This is a genomic window from Clostridia bacterium, assembly GCA_026414765.1.
GTDB lineage: Bacteria > Bacillota > Clostridia > Acetivibrionales > DSM-27016 > SKW86.
On record JAOAIJ010000013.1, the window covers coordinates 23,488 to 41,151 of the forward strand.

The window sequence follows — 17,664 nt, forward strand, 5'->3', positions numbered from 1 at the left end:
CCCCTATAAACCTTCATAATTTCATTTGTTTCCGTAGTATAAACAATAGTCCTTAAGACTATAGGTATTGCTTTGTCCCAAAGCGATACCTGTAGGATCGCCTGATGTAATCTTATTATCAAAATAAGCAGTTCTTAAGTTGTTTAGCAGTACCTCCCGATTCATTTCGTATGTCTGGTTTCCCGAAGACCCTTTTACTGTTAAATGGGTAATAGCACTTCCTGACAAATTATAGACATAAAAGGTTATATCACTTATCATATCGACATCAAACTGGATTGAAGCCGAAGAAGTGTTGAAAGCAGTGAATTTGTTTCCGTTTACTTCAAAACCCCTTTGATATGTAACTGCGTCAGGTGGAGGTAATGTATTCAAAGTCACACCGAACTGGGTACAGTTTCTGATATTCTCAGTAAGATAATCAGCTGTATTCCTCACATTTCTCTGAATTTTTGCTTTGTTTTCTCCTTCATCAAAGGTTTTTGTCCCAAAAATATATAAAGAAACCGAAGCAGTTATAATCATAGCAATTAAAGTAACTGTGATAATAAGTTCAACCATTGTCAAACCTTTTTGGGAAAATATGCGAACGATGTTAAGCTCCCCCTTTCTTGAAAGCAGATAGGGAGATATACTCCGAGTTTGCTTTATAGAAATAAACGACAGTAACTTTTACACCGTTCAGGTTATTACTCAAGCCTTGTATTGGAGGGCTCACTGTTGTACTAACATTTTCTACGCTGAATTTAAAATCAGTTCCTGCGGTATATATGAAAGCCCCGGTATTATCAAATTCTGCACCAAGCATTAATCTTATTTCATTGACTTTCGCAGTTCTTCGCATTGCATCAGCGCTATTTACGGCATCTTCAATATTGCTGATTGTATATATCAAATCAATTTTTCCTTGCAGAACGGACATGGCCTTATTCTTATCACCCATAGAAAATATATGTGTATGGCTGACACTGAAAGCAGGAAAAATTCCCACAACAATGATACCGAGTATAGTCACAGCAGCAACTACCTCTACCAGTGAAACACCCTTATTATTTTGACGGAGCTTATTCTTTAGATGCTCTTTGATTTTCATAAGCATTAAGCCTCTGTTTTCCTATTTGAATACGCCTCCAGAACCTTCCGATGTTGTTATTGTGTAATGAAGGCTGTTAAAATCCACTTTACTTATATCACTTATCGGAATAAGCTGCTTTGGTTTCGGATCAAGTAAATCCGTCCCATCTTGAAAATAGTAATAGCCCGGACTGGTACCGGTTCCTTGAACTGTAGAACCGATGTATACTACTCCATATTGGGGACCATTCACTATCCCGCCTATATCCCGCCCTTTGATCTCGCTTTTATTTATATGGAGAATCAGCTCGGTGTTGTTTACATTTCCCGGACCCAGTGTTATCGGACCTGAAAAGTATATAAAATCGGCTATGAGAATTAGGGTTTTCTTTATTTCAATCCCTGTACCCTCAGTAAAATAGGCCGCAGGAGCTTTAAAGGTTATAGTATAGCCCTCCTGCTTGAACAATCCTGATGGGTGGTTCAATATTATCGGTAATGTTAATGCTGTATTATCTGCAATGAGCCGACCGGTGTCAGAATCAAACCAGGTAACGCCATCGGAAGAGGCCGATCCTCCATCATATGCGCTTCCCGGTCCAACGGGCGGAACACCTGGGCTTATAGCTCCCCCTGAAGTGGTCGGGGGAATGTATTTTATAAATTTCCTTGTTCCATTTACATTTCCGGTGGAGTCAATATTTGTAACGCCGCCCACCTTATGATAATACACAACATATGCACTGTTATCCGCAGCAGTATTGGCTCCGGAAATATAATCGCCGCTTACTATATTGGTGACGTTATTCAAATCACCGTATAAGTAAAAGGATACAGCAGGAGGTGTGGTTTGCAGCAACTTCAGAGTGATATCCAACCCCGACCTCGCATTGAAATACGCCTGAGTTTCCCGGTTATAGCCTTCGCCCAGAAAAACTTCTGCCGTACTTACTGAAATAAAAGCGGTTATTAATATTGAGAATACTACCAGTACCAGTAACACTTGAACCAATGCCGCCCCTTTTTTATTAAGCAGATTCATACATACTCCCACCTGTCAAAATACAAAAATAAATGCAATCAGCAATTATACTTATTTCTGCACTCTGAAAAATCAACCAAACAACACCCGAAAACGGGTGTTGTTTGGGAATCAAAGACTTTAATTGATTAAAGACCATGGTGCATTTATCGCCGCTGAAGTTGTGTTAACCTTATGTGTTGTTGTATTATAGATAAAGCTACCGCCGCCTGTTGGTGTTGGTATAGTTCCAGCTGTACCAATATTGGTAAATCTCTTGATTGCAGTACCGGCTTCTGTTCCATTTGTCGGGTAAGTCCCTCCGCCGCCGGCTGGTGTAGCAGTAGCAGGTGTAGCAACATACTTTTCTATAGCAGACTCAAACAATGCTATATTTGCACTATTTGAACTTGTATTGGCTCTTCCTACAAGATCTGCTGCCACAGGTATAGCTATAGCTGCCAGTATTGCAAGCACTGTGACAATAACTATAAGCTCAACTACAGTAAATCCTTTCTGGTTTTTTTTCATTCTTTTCATAGCATTTCCTCCTTAATTTATCTGGTTTGATTTTGTATATCCAAAAGCCTAACAGCTTGGATTTCATTCTTATATATAACTTTACTTTCCGATCATCCCATACATCTGAAACATGGGCTGTATAATCGAAATTACTACAAGGCCGACACCTATTGCCATAATGAGCGTCACCGCAGGCTCCGCCAATGCCGATGCCCTTTGTAGTTGCGCCTCTGATTCCTCTTCATATATATCGGCAACATTTGAAAGTACATCTCCCAAAGTTCCCGATTCCTCTCCTATTCTTATAGTCGAAACCACCAGCGGAGTGAACATAGTGAATTTTCCAACGGCTTGCGATATAGACAATCCTGACTGTACATCCTGTATTATTTCATCAAAGCTTGCTTTGATATATGAGTTGGATATTACGTTTCTGACTGTCTCCAGCGAGGGTATCACCCCTACTCCCCCCTCAATCAAGGATGAAAATGTCCTGCAGAATCTTGCCATTAGAATGATATTCTGCAATCTGCCTATAACCGGTACACCAAGCTTTATCCTATCAAGTTTTTTTTTCATCACAGGTTCTTTCAAAAGCAGTACTACCGCTATAACGGCTATAACTACTGAGCCTATGGCAAAATACCAATAAACAGTCATAAAATCTGATATACTAATCAGTGCTCTTGTCAGCGGCGGTAGCTTGACACCCATCTGCTCAAACATAGCTGTAAACTTTGGCAATACAAGCAGAGTAAGAAGCATCGTAGCCATGATTGTCACTGTCAGAAGTACTATTGGATAAATCATTGCACTCTTGACTTTTGAAACAAGCTTTATTTCTCTCTCCAGATTTACTGCCACCCTTTTAAAGGCTATGTCTAATCTTCCGTTTGCCTCACCTACCTCAACCATACTGATGAGAATCTGTGGAAACACTTTATGTCTTGACATTGCTGTTGAAAGAGTGTGCCCCTTCATTATGTCTGCGTTTATTTCGTCAAGGATCCCCTTAAAGGTCGGATTTCTCTCCTGCTTTATCAGCACCTCCATAATCACCACCAAAGGCATACCCGAGTGGAGCATGGAAGAGAATTGCCTTGTAAATATTGCAATATGCTTTTTCTTTACCTTTTGCCTGAATATATCCCTGCTGGCTGCAACTGCTTTTTCTGCTTTTTCTTTTTTCTCATCAATTTTTATAGGAAAGAGAGACTTCATTTTCAGTTCTGTTATCGCATGCTGCATTGAGTCACTCGATAATTGTCCTTTTAACTGTTTTCCCTGGCTGTCCCTTGCTATATACGAGTAAACGGGCATACCGACCTCCTAAAGCATTCCGGTAAATCTCTGCAGGTTGTCCCTGTCAACACAATAGTTTAAAGCATCCTGTTTGGATATTTTCTGCTGTCTGTACAAATCTGCAATAGACTTATCCAATAATTGCATCCCTAAGGCTCCGCCTGTCTGTATTGTCATATTGATACTGGCAGTTTTTCCTTCCCTTATGAGGTTTGCGACAGCAGGAGTCACTGACATGAATTCGTATGCTGCCACTCTGCCGTTACCATTGATTTCCGGTATAAGCCTCTGGGAAAGTACTGCCTTCAGCGCCATTGATACCTGAACCCGCACCTGCTGCTGCTGATGTGGAGGAAAGACATCTATAAGCCTGTCCACTGTTTTGGCAGCTCCCAGTGTATGTAAGGTGGATAATACAAGATGCCCCGTTTCTGCAGCTGTTATTGCTATGCTTATTGTTTCAAGGTCTCTCATTTCTCCAATAAATATGATGTCCGGATCTTCCCTTAAGGCTGCTCTCAGAGCACTCTGGTAAGACATACTGTCATGCCCAATCTCTCTTTGATTCACAGTACACTTATTGTGCCTGTGCAAGTATTCTATCGGATCCTCCAGAGTTAGTATATGGGCTTCCCGCGTATTATTTATCTCATTTATCATAGAAGCTATGGTAGTAGATTTTCCACTCCCTGTAGGGCCTGTGACCAGTATAAGACCTTCACGCAGAGTACAAAGATTCCTTACAGAGGCTGGAAGGCTCAAATCATCCATTGAAGGAATATTTGATGCCAGCACTCTTAGTGCTACAGCAGCAGAACCTCTCTGACGGTAAACATTAACCCTGAACCGCCCTATACTAGGTACCGATATGGAACAATCAACTTCACCAAGTTTTTTGAAGGTGTCAAACTGATCATCTTCCAGACACGCCCTTGCGTACTGCAGAGTCTCGTCTCCGGTCAGTCTTTCTTCATTTAGAGGTTTCAGATCACCGTTTATTCTTAAAACCGGGGCTCTTCCTACAGTTATATGAATATCGGAAGCCTTTTTTTCTATTGCTGCTTTCAGTAATTCATTTAATTCTATATACATACGTCACTCCTGAACATAAGCAACTTTTATCATTTCTTCATATGTGGTCATTCCTTCAAGTACCAGCTTCTTGCAGTTTTCACGTAGGGTAATCATGCCACTTCTGGCAGCAATATCTTTAAGTATATCTGCACTTTCTTCCTTGTATATTGCCTGTCTGTGCTCCGCCCCTATTTTCATAACCTCATGTACCGCAACTCTGCCCTTATAGCCTGTTCCCTTGCACACTTCACAACCTCTCCCTTTATAAAACACCGGTTTTTCTTTATAAAGAGGACCGAATTGCTCCATCTCGTTATCGGTTGGGATATAGCTTTCTTTACAATTAGTACAGATTCTTCTCACCAGTCTTTGCGCTACCACTCCAACTACAGAAGTGGAAACCAGGAAAGGTTGTATACCCATATCAATCAAACGTGCAACAGAGCTGGCTGCATCGTTAGTATGCAGCGTACTTAACACAAGATGCCCTGTAATAGCCGCTCTCACAGCAATCTCAGCTGTTTCGGCATCCCTTATTTCACCTATGAGTACAATATCAGGGTCTTGTCTTAATATGGAACGCAGCGCACTGGCAAAGCTCAAGCCCGCTTTAGGATTTACCGGAACCTGTGTTATTCCTTCTATAGTACTTTCTACAGGATCTTCCACCGTTACGATGTTGACATTTGCCTTGTTAAGTTCCTTTATAGCCGTATAAAGTGTTGTGGTCTTGCCGCTTCCGGTAGGTCCTGTAACAAGAATGATACCATGAGGATTTTTAAGTATGGAATCAAATGCTGCAAGGTTTTCAGGTAAAAATCCCAGCCTTTCTTTGGGGTAGTCGAAGGTTTCCTTGCTTATTACCCTTATAACAACCTTTTCACCAAAGATAGCAGGCAATACGGAAATTCTCAGATCAACTTCCCTGTTTGCCATCTTATATGTTATTCTTCCATCTTGCGGAAGCCTTTTTTCCGCAATATTCAGCCCCGCCATTACCTTTATTCTCGATACAATAGATGGCAATATTTCTATATCTGACTGCATCATATCCTGAAGTTGTCCGTCTATGCGGAACCGGATCCTGACATTCCTGTTTTGCGGTTCTATATGTATGTCACTTGCATCACTCTGGCATGCTTGTTCTATTAGAATGTTTATAAGCTTAACTGCCGGTGACTCACTGACATCATTTGCGGTATCACTCTCCATAGTTACTGCGGTTTGATTTTTGGCCAGCAGGTTATTCGCCCTGCTGAACTCTTCAACTACCTCCATAGCCTTCTGTGAATTAAAATGTCTGGCAATGAGGCTGTTTATCTGTTCCCCGTCAGCCATTACAGGCTGTACCTCAAACCCTGTATAAATCCTTACATCATCAAAAGATATGGCATTAAGAGGATCACTGGCTGCTACTGTAAGAATGTTGTTTTCAAATTTAATAGGTACTATTTCGTACTTCCTTGCCATATTTTCCGGAATCATACGTACTATTTTAGGTTCAACGTGATAAATCGCAAGATTGACATAAGGTATCCCTAACTGAAATTCCAATACCTCAATCATACTCTTTTTGGTAACATAGCCTTTATCTGTAAGAATCTCACCAAGCTTTTTACCAGTACCTTTTTGTATAGAAAGTACTTCCTTGAGTTGTTCATCAGATATCAGGCCTACTTCTACAAGTATATCGCCTAACCGCTTTTTAGAAAAATTTTTCAATACGCTCACCCTATATTAATTAGTCCTATAGTCTCACAGGATAGGTCTAAAGTACTATTTGAATAGTTATTCGACATGAATTTAGAAATTCCTGCCATCAAAAGATATTTTTTTACACATATATATTTAACCATATATCAAGTTAACAAAACAAGACAAAAATAGTCCCATAAAGAGACTATTTTTGTTCACATATTATCAAATTATTTCTCCAGTTCAACTATCCGACACTGCAGGCTAACTTACATCACAAGTTTAGAATTTCAGCAAAGATGCCTTTAAAACTCCGTCTATATTCTTTATTACCTGTAATACATCATTGCTGACTTCAGCGTCAACACTTACAAAAGAAACAGCTTTTTCGCCCTTTCTGTTTCTACTCCACTGCATGGCTGCTATATTGATATCGCTTGCACCCAAAATAGTACCAATCTGACCGATTATTCCAGGCTTATCTATGTTCTGTATTGCAACTATATAAGGTGTAGGTTCAAAATCAAGTTTATAGCCGAAGAAATCTACTATTCTGATTTCTTCCTTAGCGAATATCGTTCCTGAAACACTCAACTGCTTTTCTTTTGTAAAGAACTTGACAGTTATAAGGTTCGTATATTTATCAAGGTGAGTACTCTTACTCTCTACCATCTCTATACCCATATTTTTAAGCATCAATTCCGCATTGACATAGTTTACTTTTTCCTTGATAACCGGATCAAGGAAGCCTTTCAATACCGATAAGGACATAACGCGTGTTTCCTGTTCTGCAAGATCTCCGCTGTATACTACCTCTATCTTCTGAACCGTTTCCTTTTCTACCTGGTAGTATATTTTGCCAAGCATTTCTGCCAAATCAAGATACGGCTTAAGTTCTTTCAAATCCTTCACTTTCATAGGGGGCATATTTACAGCTGCTACCATCTCACCCTTCAAAGCTGCACCTACGAGCTTTGCAATTTCTGTTCCTACATTGTAATTTGCTTCATCAGTAGATGCACCAAGATGCGGTGTAGCAAGTACATTATCCAGTTCAAGAAGCGGGTTTGCATAGTCCTGATCTTCCGGTTTTTTATCATAGCTTGGTTCAGGATCCAGTACATCTATTCCGGCTGCTGCAACCCATCCTTCCTTTATAGCATCATATAACGCTTTTTCATTTACCAGTCCACCCCTGGCGGCATTAACTATCCTTACGCCCTTTTTGCAAAGTTTGAGTTCCTTTTCACCTATCATACCATAGGTTTCTTTGGTTTTTGGAGTGTGCAGAGTAATTAAGTCCGACTCTCTCAAAAGCTCTTCAAGAGTGTTACACTTCTCCACACCAAACATTTTAAATTTTTCATCGGTTATATACGGATCATAAGCTATAACTCTCATGTTACTTCCTTTGAGCTTTGTAGCTACTATAGAACCTATCCTTCCAAGACCAATTACACCCGCAGTTTTACCATCCAGTTCGTTACCTATGAACAGGTTCCTTCTGAAATCTTTATTCTTAACTGCCACATGCACCTTGTGAAGATTTCTGAATATCGCATATGCAAGTGCCACTGCCAATTCCCCTGCAGCCATAATGTTGCTTTCAGGTGTATTAACAACAATAATACCCCTATTGGTACAAGCCGGCACATCAATATTGTCTATTCCGTTTCCAGCTCTACCGGCAACTTTAAGATTTTTTGCCCTGCTCAGGAGCTCCTCATTGACTCTTGTAACACTTCTGACAATTATAGCATCATAATCGCCGATTATATCAAGAAGTTCACCCTGTGAAAGTCCGTATCTGGTATCTACTTCAAAACCGCTATCTTTTAAGAAAGATATTCCCTCATCTGCAATACGTTCCGTAACAATAATTTTCATACTCATTCTCCTTAACATAAATATTTACTTTATATATTATCTATATTTTTATAATATTAAGACCTGCTATTGGTTATTTGTTTTCAAGCTCAAACTTCTTCATGAATTCTACAAGTTTCTTAACCCCTTCGACAGGCATTGCATTATATATACTGGCTCTCATACCACCAATCAGACGGTGTCCGCGCAAGGTACACAATCCGGCTTTTTCAGATTCAGTTATAAACTTCTCGTTCAATTCGTTTGTAGGCGCTGTAAATGGTATATTCATAATTGAACGGTCCTTTTTATTAACATGATTTTTAAACATTTCTGATTCATCCAGGAAATCATAAAGAACCGATGCCTTTTCATTATTAATTGCTTCAATGGCCTTTATTCCACCCATTTCCTCTATCCATTCAAAAACAAGTCCGGCAATATAGATGCTATAGCATGGTGGTGTATTATATAGGGAGCTTTCCTTTGCGTGTGTTTCATACCTCATCATAGTTGGGACATTATCAATATGTTTGCCTATCAGATCATTTTTTATAATCACTATTGTCAGCCCTGCAGGTCCAAGGTTTTTTTGTGCGCCAGCATATATTAGACTAAATTTGTTGACATCAATTTCAGTAGACATTATGTCACTGGACATATCTGCTACCAGCGGTATGTTTCCTGTCTCAGGATAATTTAAATAACGTGTACCTTCCAGTGTATTATTACTGGTTATGTGTACATAATCAATATCTTCGGATATTTTGAAATTCTCAGGTATATATGTAAAGTTTTTATCCTCAGATGATGCAATAACATTTGCAGCCCCATACATCTTCACTTCTGAGATTGCCTTTTTTGACCAGTTTCCGGTATTGATAAAATCTGCTTTTTTATGATTGCTAAGGAGATTCATTGGAACCATTGCAAACTGAGTTGACGCTCCACCTTGTAAAAAAAGTACAGAATAAGTTTCATTTACATTCATTAGTTTACGGAGAAGATTTTCTGTTTTTTCAATTATAGAAATGTATGCTTTTGATCTGTGGCTCATCTCCATAACTGACATTCCAGTACCCTTATAATCAAGCATCTCTCCGGCTGCTTTTCTTAAAACTGTTTCCGGCAGCATTGACGGACCGGCTGAAAAATTATAAACTCTGTTCATAAAAACACTCCTTTATTATTAAAACTAAAAGGTCAAATCTATATGATTTGACCTCTGAATATACAAATAAATTATACATAAAAATGCATTTTGCATTTGCATATACTCTGTCCTTTTGCCTGAGAGATTGACGGTTTTATCCGTATTGCCCCTTCGGCGCCAACAATGGTCTCTCCAGAGGTTCGTCCTGATGAAGTCTTTTATACCTGAGAGTGCAACTCCTTCGGTGTTCCCTTGTATTCAAGAGAAACTCTCCTCCATCAATCATCCGACAGTATTAAGTTAAATAATTAACTATATTATAATTTTATAGGTAAATAGTGTCAAGATATATTTTAGTCATTATTCGACTACACATAAAAAACAAACATGAGTTTACGACCAGTAGAACTTATATTCCCCATACTCCTTGTAGTATAAAACTTTAAATCTGTAAATCCTCCATTCACCACGTTCTTGATCGAAAAAGTACTCATATGTTTCAAGAGCTGTTGGCTGTGCTTTTGAATACTCTACATAGTATAGATATACTTCTACATACTTATCGGGATATTGCTTCTGAATTTCTTCAGTGATAGTCTTTATCCAATTTTCCACTTCGTGCTTACTGCCTTTGGCTTCTGCTTCCTTTACTACTTCAAACGATTCCGGCGATTGAATCAGCATCACGTTAAGCTGATTTTTATTTTCATCATCCTCAAATATGACTACTCCGTTTAAATCTAAATCGTAGTCACCCTGAGTATAATCATAATAATCATAATATACTCTCTTTGCAATGTCATCATAGTTCTTTTTGGAATATACTTCGTCAATCACTTCAGACAGTTTTTGCTCATTCATTGATGACAGCATAGGTTTCAAATCAGTAACAGGTATGGTCCTGTTTAAGCTTTGAGCATTACGCACTGCATCGCTGCCATCTATAACTGCATAATTTATGCCTATAACCTCTCCATACATATTAAGAAGCGGTCCTCCACTGTTACCGGAAGAAATAGGCGTTGAAATCTGTATATCTTTATATTTCTTTTCTCTGCTTAACAATCCATCAATACTTAAGCTACCTATATTTCCAAAGGTTACGTTAACAGGCATCCCCAACGGGTATCCGATTGCAACTACATCCTCGCCATATACCAGACTATCAGAATTACCTAATTCTAAACTAGGCACAGAAACAACATTTTCCAGTTTAAGAATTGCCAGGTCTTTATCTACGCTATACCCTAAAACACCACTTACATTATATTTCTTCCCATTTACATCCTCAACTTCTATATAAGAAGCAAGGTCAATCACATGGTAATTAGTGACAACATTTCCATCATCAGATATGTAGAATCCACTTCCTGTACCCAATTCCTTTTTGTTTTTGTTATAAGTCATTACTTTAACAACAGATTTTTTCAATTCTGCAACCTGGACTTTAGTCAGCAGTCTGAGCATATTATCAATCTCTATACTTGCAACATCTGAAGCAATACCTGCTGCATTTGTACCACGCGCATACAGAGTACCGTTTTCTTTCATAACAACAGGAGTCGTATATTTCTGCCATACTCCATTACCTATCTTGTACTCCTTTATCTGAGCATTACCCCAATCCATTATTGACACAGTAACATTTCCCTTGGTTTTTTCCAGTGTATCAGGGGCAAATGTAGGAGTAGACGGTTTCTTCTCATTTATTGCAAGGAGCTTTTTCTTGGTATCCAGAGAGAAATCTTTATTCAGAAGGACAGCCGCATCTTTTGCCGAAACGAAAACGGCATTTTCATAAATATAATTTTCAAGCTTGGCAGCTTTCCCGTCTATCTTGATTACAGCAGGATTGGCTGTTACCTTTAAGGTTTTTGTAGAAGATGTTTTTATCGAAGCGAACTTTGCTTTTGACAGAGAAACAGCTTTTGCAGGCTTCTTTGAATTAATATTTACGGTTTTTGACTTTAAATCATATGTATACCCTATACCTAACAAACTGCTGATATCCTGTGCTTGTAAATATATCTTGCCAGAATAACTGAAGTTGTCAATTTTTGCAGCTTTTCCGTTTATTTTGACACTTACTGAATTAACCGATACGCTTATCGATTTGTCTGATCCTGCTGCAAATGAACTAAAACCAGATGTCATGATGCTTAATGCAACTAATAATACTACAAATTTTTTTAAAATCTTATGCATAATTTTATCCCCTTCGACAAAAATAATAACCATTTGATTATACCGTAGAGGCGTATAGGTTACAAGATACTATTTTTCTGTATTTTACGAGATATTTCGACAAAATTCTTCATTTTCCAGCTATAATTTGATAAAATTCTATGACATCCTTTGTTAATTTATCCCAATATATTACAAAAGATCATAATGCATTGAGGATTCAGAATAGAAATTCCAGCCTCTTCAGTCTGGTTTTCATCTCTTCGATAACAGTTTTTTCTTCATTTTCACTGCTAGCTTCAAATGTAACTGAAAATCTCAGATAAGCCCCTGCATCATCCCACGGAACAGTAGAAACTAAAGCCTGGCGTATTAAGTAGTCAGAAACTTCTTCTGCATTGCTAAACACAATTCCTGACTTTGTTCTTTTAGGGCATGGCACATAACAGTAAAAGCTCCCTTTTGGCTTCACCGCGTCAAACCCGACTTCCTTCAAAGCATCTATCAATAAATCAAACCGTCTTGAATACCTCCGGCAATTATGTTCAGTTATCTCAGTATGATCAAGAGCGTATATCCCAGCTTTTTGGATAGCTCTAAACTGACCCGAATCAGTATTATTCTTAACAATACCATAAGCTTCCATAAGTTTAGAATTTCCAACTGCAAATGCAAGCCTCCACCCTGTCATATTAAAAGCTTTCGATAAAGAGTGTATCTCTAAACCAACCTCCCAAGCTCCATCAACAGAAAGAAAACTGAGAGGCTTGTTATCGCCATACACCAAGGCACCGTAAGCTGCATCAGATATAACTACTATATTATTTTTGTATGCAAACTCAACAACCCTCTTATAAAATTCTTCAGTTGCAACTTGTCCGGTTGGGTTATTGGGATAATTGATATAAAGGAGTTTTGCTCTCTTCAAAATATCATGCGGGATGTCTGAAAATCCGGGATAGAAATCATTTTCCCGATGTAACGGCAGATTATATGCTTCTCCCCCCAGATATTGAGTATAGGTTGATATTACCGGGTATCCGGGAATAGTAGCAAGAGTAATATCTCCTGGGTTAATGAACATAAGGGGAATCATAGCCAGTATAGGCTTGGAACCTATACCGTGAATAATATTTTTATATGGATCTACATTATTAAGCCCATATACTTTCTTGAGATATCTTGCTGCAGCCTCCTGAAATTCGGGTATTCCGTTATCTGAATACCATCTGTTTTCAGCTTTCTTTGCTTCCTGCGATAGAATAGCGGCCACCAGCCCGTCTGCAGGAATATCCGGCTCCCCGACTCCCATATCGATCAAGGCGATACCGGGATTTTTCATCCTGGCCTCTGCCTTTGCAATTTTAATTTTAGCAAATTTATATAGTTTGGTTGAGTTTTCAAAGTCCCTTCCGCCAAGTCTATCAGCAATTTTGTCGAATATGAAATCCATAGTACACACCCTCTTTTTCAGTAATTACTCACTAAATCTTCCAACATATCCCGCCTGCGGATCAATTCATGGGTTCCATCCATCCTTATCAGCACCTCTGCCGGTCTTAACCGGTTGTTATAGTTCGAACTCATAGAATAACCATATGCTCCTGCATCCATTATTCCAAGTATGTCTCCCTCACTGATCAGGGGTAAATCTCTATCCTTGGCTATTATATCCCCGCTTTCACAGATATTGCCAACTACCGTAACAGTTTCCTGTCTATCCGAAAGAGTTTCTCCGACCTGTTTATAAACCTCTATGTCATGGTGGGAATCATACATAACAGGCCTTGATAATACATTGAACCCCAAGTCAGTCCCGATATAAGTCACTCCATAGTTTTTCTTGACTGCATAAACATTTCCCAAAAGTATGCCGCATTCTGCCGATATATAGCGCCCGGGTTCAATCTTAAAAGTCACTCCCTTGCCATAACTTTTCACCCAATCCTCTAAAATCCTGTTCAAACTGTATCCCAGTCCTTCCAAATCCAGCCTCTCCTGGCCTTCTTGTTTATGATACGGGATTCCGAAGCCACCACCCATATCAATAAATTCAAGATCATCAAATTCTTTGGCTACATTCAATATCGACCTGACCGCTTCAATATAAGCGTCCCCCTCCATAAAAAGCGAACCGATATGCTGGTTTACTCCTATAAGCTTCAAATCATATTCCTTTAATATTTTCTTAACTTCATTTATGTATTCCATGTTTACGCCAAACTTAGTTTTATTCCCGGCAGTCGTGACCTTTTCATGGTGCCCTGCTCCGATTCCGGGGTTAAACCTCACAGCAACCTTACCTCCGGGGTTAGTTCTGCCGTAGAGTTCCAACTGTGAAACAGAGTCTACACTCACAGCAACACCACAATCAACCGCATATTTCATTTCTTCCTGCGACACATTGTTTCCAACGTAAAAAATACTGTCGGGCGTAAAACCTGCTTTTAATAGAACATATATTTCTCCCGGAGACATCGCGTCTGCGTTCAGCCCCTCTTCTCTGACGATTTTAAGAAGTTCGATATTTGAATTGGCCTTTACCGAATAATTTACAGTGAACTTGGGATATGAAACCAAATTTACCATTTCCCTGCATCGTTCTCTAAGAATGGTTTCATTATATACGTATAAGGGACTCCCATATCTTTTCACCAGTTCACTTGCATTAGTGCTTCCGAAAAATCCGATCTTTTCTGTATAATACGTATTCATACCATAGTCCTCCATGTCAATTAATATTTTTGCAATAAACCTCTGCATCTCAACCTTTATCTTTCATATTAAGCTGAATAAGCTTAATTTCATTTGTCAATGAATCTTTTATCAGCTGTATCAAATTTTTATTTTTTGAATACAGGCATGCCGAGCTATTATCATCTCCGATTTCTCCAGTTATTACATGTGCCGAATCCGCAATCAGCCTTATTTGGCCAGGCTGCTTCTCGTTACGATATAGAACAACATCGTCCATACTAAAACCACTTGAAGTAATTACTACTATTTTTAGTCCACGCCCGCAAGCTTCTACGATTTCATCCCTTACACATTCAAGTTCGGTGGGCGACATTGAAAGGTATATTCTCTCAGTAGCTTCCTTAATTACATATCTCATCTTATTTATTATATGAGATTTACCTTCAACTGTTATATATGGTTCTTTTGGCAAATCCCTTACGGGAGTATTCCTTTCTATATAGTCAAAAACCTGATTTAACTGTGCCCTCATGTTAAACACCAATTCTTTTGCAGGTACTGCAATATATTTTACAGATTCACTTTCAATCCTGCAGGCTCCGCCCTTTTCCACCAGTCCAGACAACGCAAGATAAGCATTTGATCTTGGGATGCCTGAAATCTTAGCAGCTTCATAACCTGTTAACTCCCCCTCTTTGCATAATGCAAGGTATAAAATAGACTCATGCCTGGTAAAGCCTGTTTTTATCAAACATTCTATAATGTCCATATGTTCCCCCTATAATTGTAGTGGTTTTATTTAGTACCACTATATAATATTATTATAAATCTGTCAAGAAAAACCAACACAAAAAAGATGCCCATCTTGTGTGGGCACCCTCCAAACCAGCCTTTTTACCGCTAATACATTTATAGCTATTTTATTTTTTTCGCGTTTATAGTCATTCCTGATTGGGAAATAACCAGCCCCGTCACCTCGCCCATGTCATTCTTTTCAAAAGTAATTCTGACATCAACAGCTTTACCAAAAAACTTCATTTCCGACTCTGCAAATATCTCCAGTTTACCCTGCCCGGTAACTTGCGCATAATAATGGTCTTCTTCTGCGAATATCCTGACGTTTATTCCCGGAGCCAACTCATATTCTCCTGCATATGCTTCAAACACTTTCCGGTCAATGACAGCTTCTTTCTTTATTTCCTTTGCATATACTTTGCTTTTAGCATGAATATCCTGTCCGTTTTGATGAAGAACCAGCTCTACGACCTCACCCTTGTCATTTGTAACAAAAGTTATTTCAGCATCTACAATCCTGTAAAAGAATTGAGTTTCCGATTCGGGAAATATTTCATAACTTCCTTGGCCGGTAATTCCTGCATATAAATGTCCGTCCCTGTTTGTTATCTTAACTGTAATTCCAGGCGAAATTTCATAATCCCCGGCATATTTTTTATAAATGCTGCTATCTATCTTAATTGTTTTCTTTTCAATAGGCAATTCATACTTGCTTCCTGCCAGGATAGCTTTTATTCCGGCAAACATTTTACTGGTGTTCATATGGTCTTTGTTTGCAAGAACAATGATTGTAATATCCCTGTCGACATATCTCCTGAAATCTGCTGAAAAACCCAGTGTAAATCCGCTGTGCATAACCCCTTTCCCCAGTTCGCTTTCAGAAATAACCCAGCCATAGCCGTAATATCCCATACCTTTCGTATCTATATGTGGAGTAAATATTTTCTCCATTGCAGTTTTTGAAACCAGCTTTTCTGTGTATAAAGCCCTGTCCCATCTGTACAGGTCTTCTACCGTAGAGTAGATATTGCCTGCGCTGTGCGCTACTTTTGTAGCCATTTCATCATCAACATTATATATATCCAGATATCCTATATGACCTGACACCTGACTTCCTTTTTTACCAGAGTCATAACAAACACCTGAATCTTTCATTCCCAATGGATCGAAAATATTATTTTTAAGATATTCATCAAAGCTTAACTTGCTTGCACTTTCTATTATACCTCCCAACAGTAAGTACCCCGAATTACTGTATTTGTATTCCTTTCCCGGATCAAAATCCAAAGGTTTATCTTTCAGAAATGAAATAATATCTTCAGCTTTGTAAATTTTAGTGATTTGCCTGATATACTCCGGCATATCCGTATAGTTAGGTATTCCGGAACTATGTGTCAGAAGGTTGTGAATAGTAATTTCATCTCCTCTTTTAAAGTCAGGATAATATTCGGACAGCTTATCCTCAACACTCAACAACCCTTTTTCCTGCAGTTGCATGATAGCCATGGCAGTAAACTGCTTAGTTACGGAACCGATGGCAAATCTAGTTTGACTGGTATTTTTTGTACTTTGAAGGAAATCTGCCGCTCCATATCCTCTGTTTATTAGAATATTACCTTCCTTTGCTATCAGGACAGACCCCTGAAAGTTTGCAGCCTTCTGATATGCATTCAGATATTGATTGAGATTGGCTGCAATCTTTTTATTTTCATCAGACATCGCTACTTTCTCAAAGAATTTCTCTTCATTGGTTTTAAGGCTTTCAATACTCAAAACCCCGGTCTTGTAATTCCAGTCGACAATTACATCAAATACTTCACTGAAAAATTGTAACGGCACATATGTACGTTTGCTTATGATTGCAGTTTTATCACTAAGCTTTAGCTCGTTTCCATTTATTCTGATTATATTGGTTCCAGCTTCAAACTTAGCTTCCCTGTTACCCTTAACAACTGATACCGTGTGGTTTTTTCCCAGCCACAAAACACTTGCCCCCATAGCTTCAGCAATAAACCTTACCGGGCACAGCACTCTCTGATTCTCATTTATCAGTGGTTTTGCATCAGGAAATAAAACTGTTTTTCCATTTATGTTAACAAGTATGTCGTTCGCTTCTGCATGTGTATTCAAAGAAATACCCCCAAATAATAGGGCTAAAGTCAGTATAACCGCCAAAATTTTTTTAGTCATGCGCTCACTTTCCTCTCTAAACATAATTTTCTAAGGTATACGTCAAAAAATATACTTTATAGAATATTTTACAAATATACTCCTGTTAGAC

General features: G+C 38.7%; 14 protein-coding genes and 1 riboswitch. All 14 genes read right to left on the reverse strand.

What is annotated here, in order from left to right:
- Window positions 1–21: 21 nt before the first annotated feature.
- The 14 genes from N3I35_03460 to N3I35_03525 all read right to left on the reverse strand — a co-directional run bounded on the left by N3I35_03460 (window position 22) and on the right by N3I35_03525 (window position 17,513).
- A complete protein-coding gene (locus tag N3I35_03460) occupies window positions 22–561 on the reverse strand; it encodes a hypothetical protein (protein MCX8129142.1) in 540 nt (179 codons plus the stop codon).
- 34 nt (window positions 562–595) lie between these two features.
- Window positions 596–1,093, reverse strand: coding sequence for a prepilin-type N-terminal cleavage/methylation domain-containing protein (locus tag N3I35_03465; GenBank protein MCX8129143.1), 498 nt, complete (start codon window positions 1,091–1,093; stop codon window positions 596–598).
- Window positions 1,094–1,114: 21 nt separating this feature from the next.
- Window positions 1,115–2,116 (reverse strand): hypothetical protein, encoded by a 1,002-nt coding sequence (locus N3I35_03470; GenBank protein MCX8129144.1) that lies wholly within the window; start codon window positions 2,114–2,116, stop codon window positions 1,115–1,117.
- A 120-nt stretch (window positions 2,117–2,236) separates the two neighbouring features.
- Complete coding sequence (locus tag N3I35_03475; protein MCX8129145.1) at window positions 2,237–2,635, reverse strand: prepilin-type N-terminal cleavage/methylation domain-containing protein; 399 nt, start codon at window positions 2,633–2,635, stop codon at window positions 2,237–2,239.
- Window positions 2,636–2,716: 81 nt separating this feature from the next.
- Window positions 2,717–3,937: a type II secretion system F family protein gene (locus tag N3I35_03480; GenBank protein ID MCX8129146.1), complete on the reverse strand. Its 1,221-nt coding sequence runs from the start codon at window positions 3,935–3,937 to the stop codon at window positions 2,717–2,719.
- Window positions 3,938–3,946: 9 nt separating this feature from the next.
- Window positions 3,947–5,011 (reverse strand): type IV pilus twitching motility protein PilT, encoded by a 1,065-nt coding sequence (locus N3I35_03485; GenBank protein MCX8129147.1) that lies wholly within the window; start codon window positions 5,009–5,011, stop codon window positions 3,947–3,949.
- 3 nt (window positions 5,012–5,014) lie between these two features.
- A complete protein-coding gene (locus N3I35_03490) occupies window positions 5,015–6,715 on the reverse strand; it encodes a GspE/PulE family protein (GenBank protein MCX8129148.1) in 1,701 nt (566 codons plus the stop codon).
- 255 nt (window positions 6,716–6,970) lie between these two features.
- A complete protein-coding gene (gene serA / locus N3I35_03495; protein MCX8129149.1) occupies window positions 6,971–8,575 on the reverse strand; it encodes a phosphoglycerate dehydrogenase in 1,605 nt (534 codons plus the stop codon).
- A 73-nt stretch (window positions 8,576–8,648) separates the two neighbouring features.
- Window positions 8,649–9,725, reverse strand: coding sequence for a 3-phosphoserine/phosphohydroxythreonine transaminase (gene serC, locus N3I35_03500; protein MCX8129150.1), 1,077 nt, complete (start codon window positions 9,723–9,725; stop codon window positions 8,649–8,651).
- A 97-nt stretch (window positions 9,726–9,822) separates the two neighbouring features.
- Window positions 9,823–9,913, reverse strand: a riboswitch (glycine riboswitch).
- Between the two features lie 187 nt (window positions 9,914–10,100).
- Window positions 10,101–11,912, reverse strand: a complete 1,812-nt coding sequence (locus N3I35_03505; GenBank protein ID MCX8129151.1) for a S1C family serine protease — start codon at window positions 11,910–11,912, stop codon at window positions 10,101–10,103.
- Window positions 11,913–12,111: 199 nt separating this feature from the next.
- A complete protein-coding gene (locus N3I35_03510) occupies window positions 12,112–13,344 on the reverse strand; it encodes an LL-diaminopimelate aminotransferase (GenBank protein MCX8129152.1) in 1,233 nt (410 codons plus the stop codon).
- A 17-nt stretch (window positions 13,345–13,361) separates the two neighbouring features.
- Entirely contained in the window at window positions 13,362–14,606 is a 1,245-nt protein-coding gene (lysA, locus tag N3I35_03515; GenBank protein MCX8129153.1) for a diaminopimelate decarboxylase, read from the reverse strand.
- A 49-nt stretch (window positions 14,607–14,655) separates the two neighbouring features.
- Complete coding sequence (locus N3I35_03520) at window positions 14,656–15,357, reverse strand: TrmB family transcriptional regulator (protein ID MCX8129154.1); 702 nt, start codon at window positions 15,355–15,357, stop codon at window positions 14,656–14,658.
- 146 nt (window positions 15,358–15,503) lie between these two features.
- Window positions 15,504–17,513: a serine hydrolase gene (locus N3I35_03525; protein ID MCX8129155.1), complete on the reverse strand. Its 2,010-nt coding sequence runs from the start codon at window positions 17,511–17,513 to the stop codon at window positions 15,504–15,506.
- Window positions 17,514–17,664 lie beyond the last annotated feature (151 nt).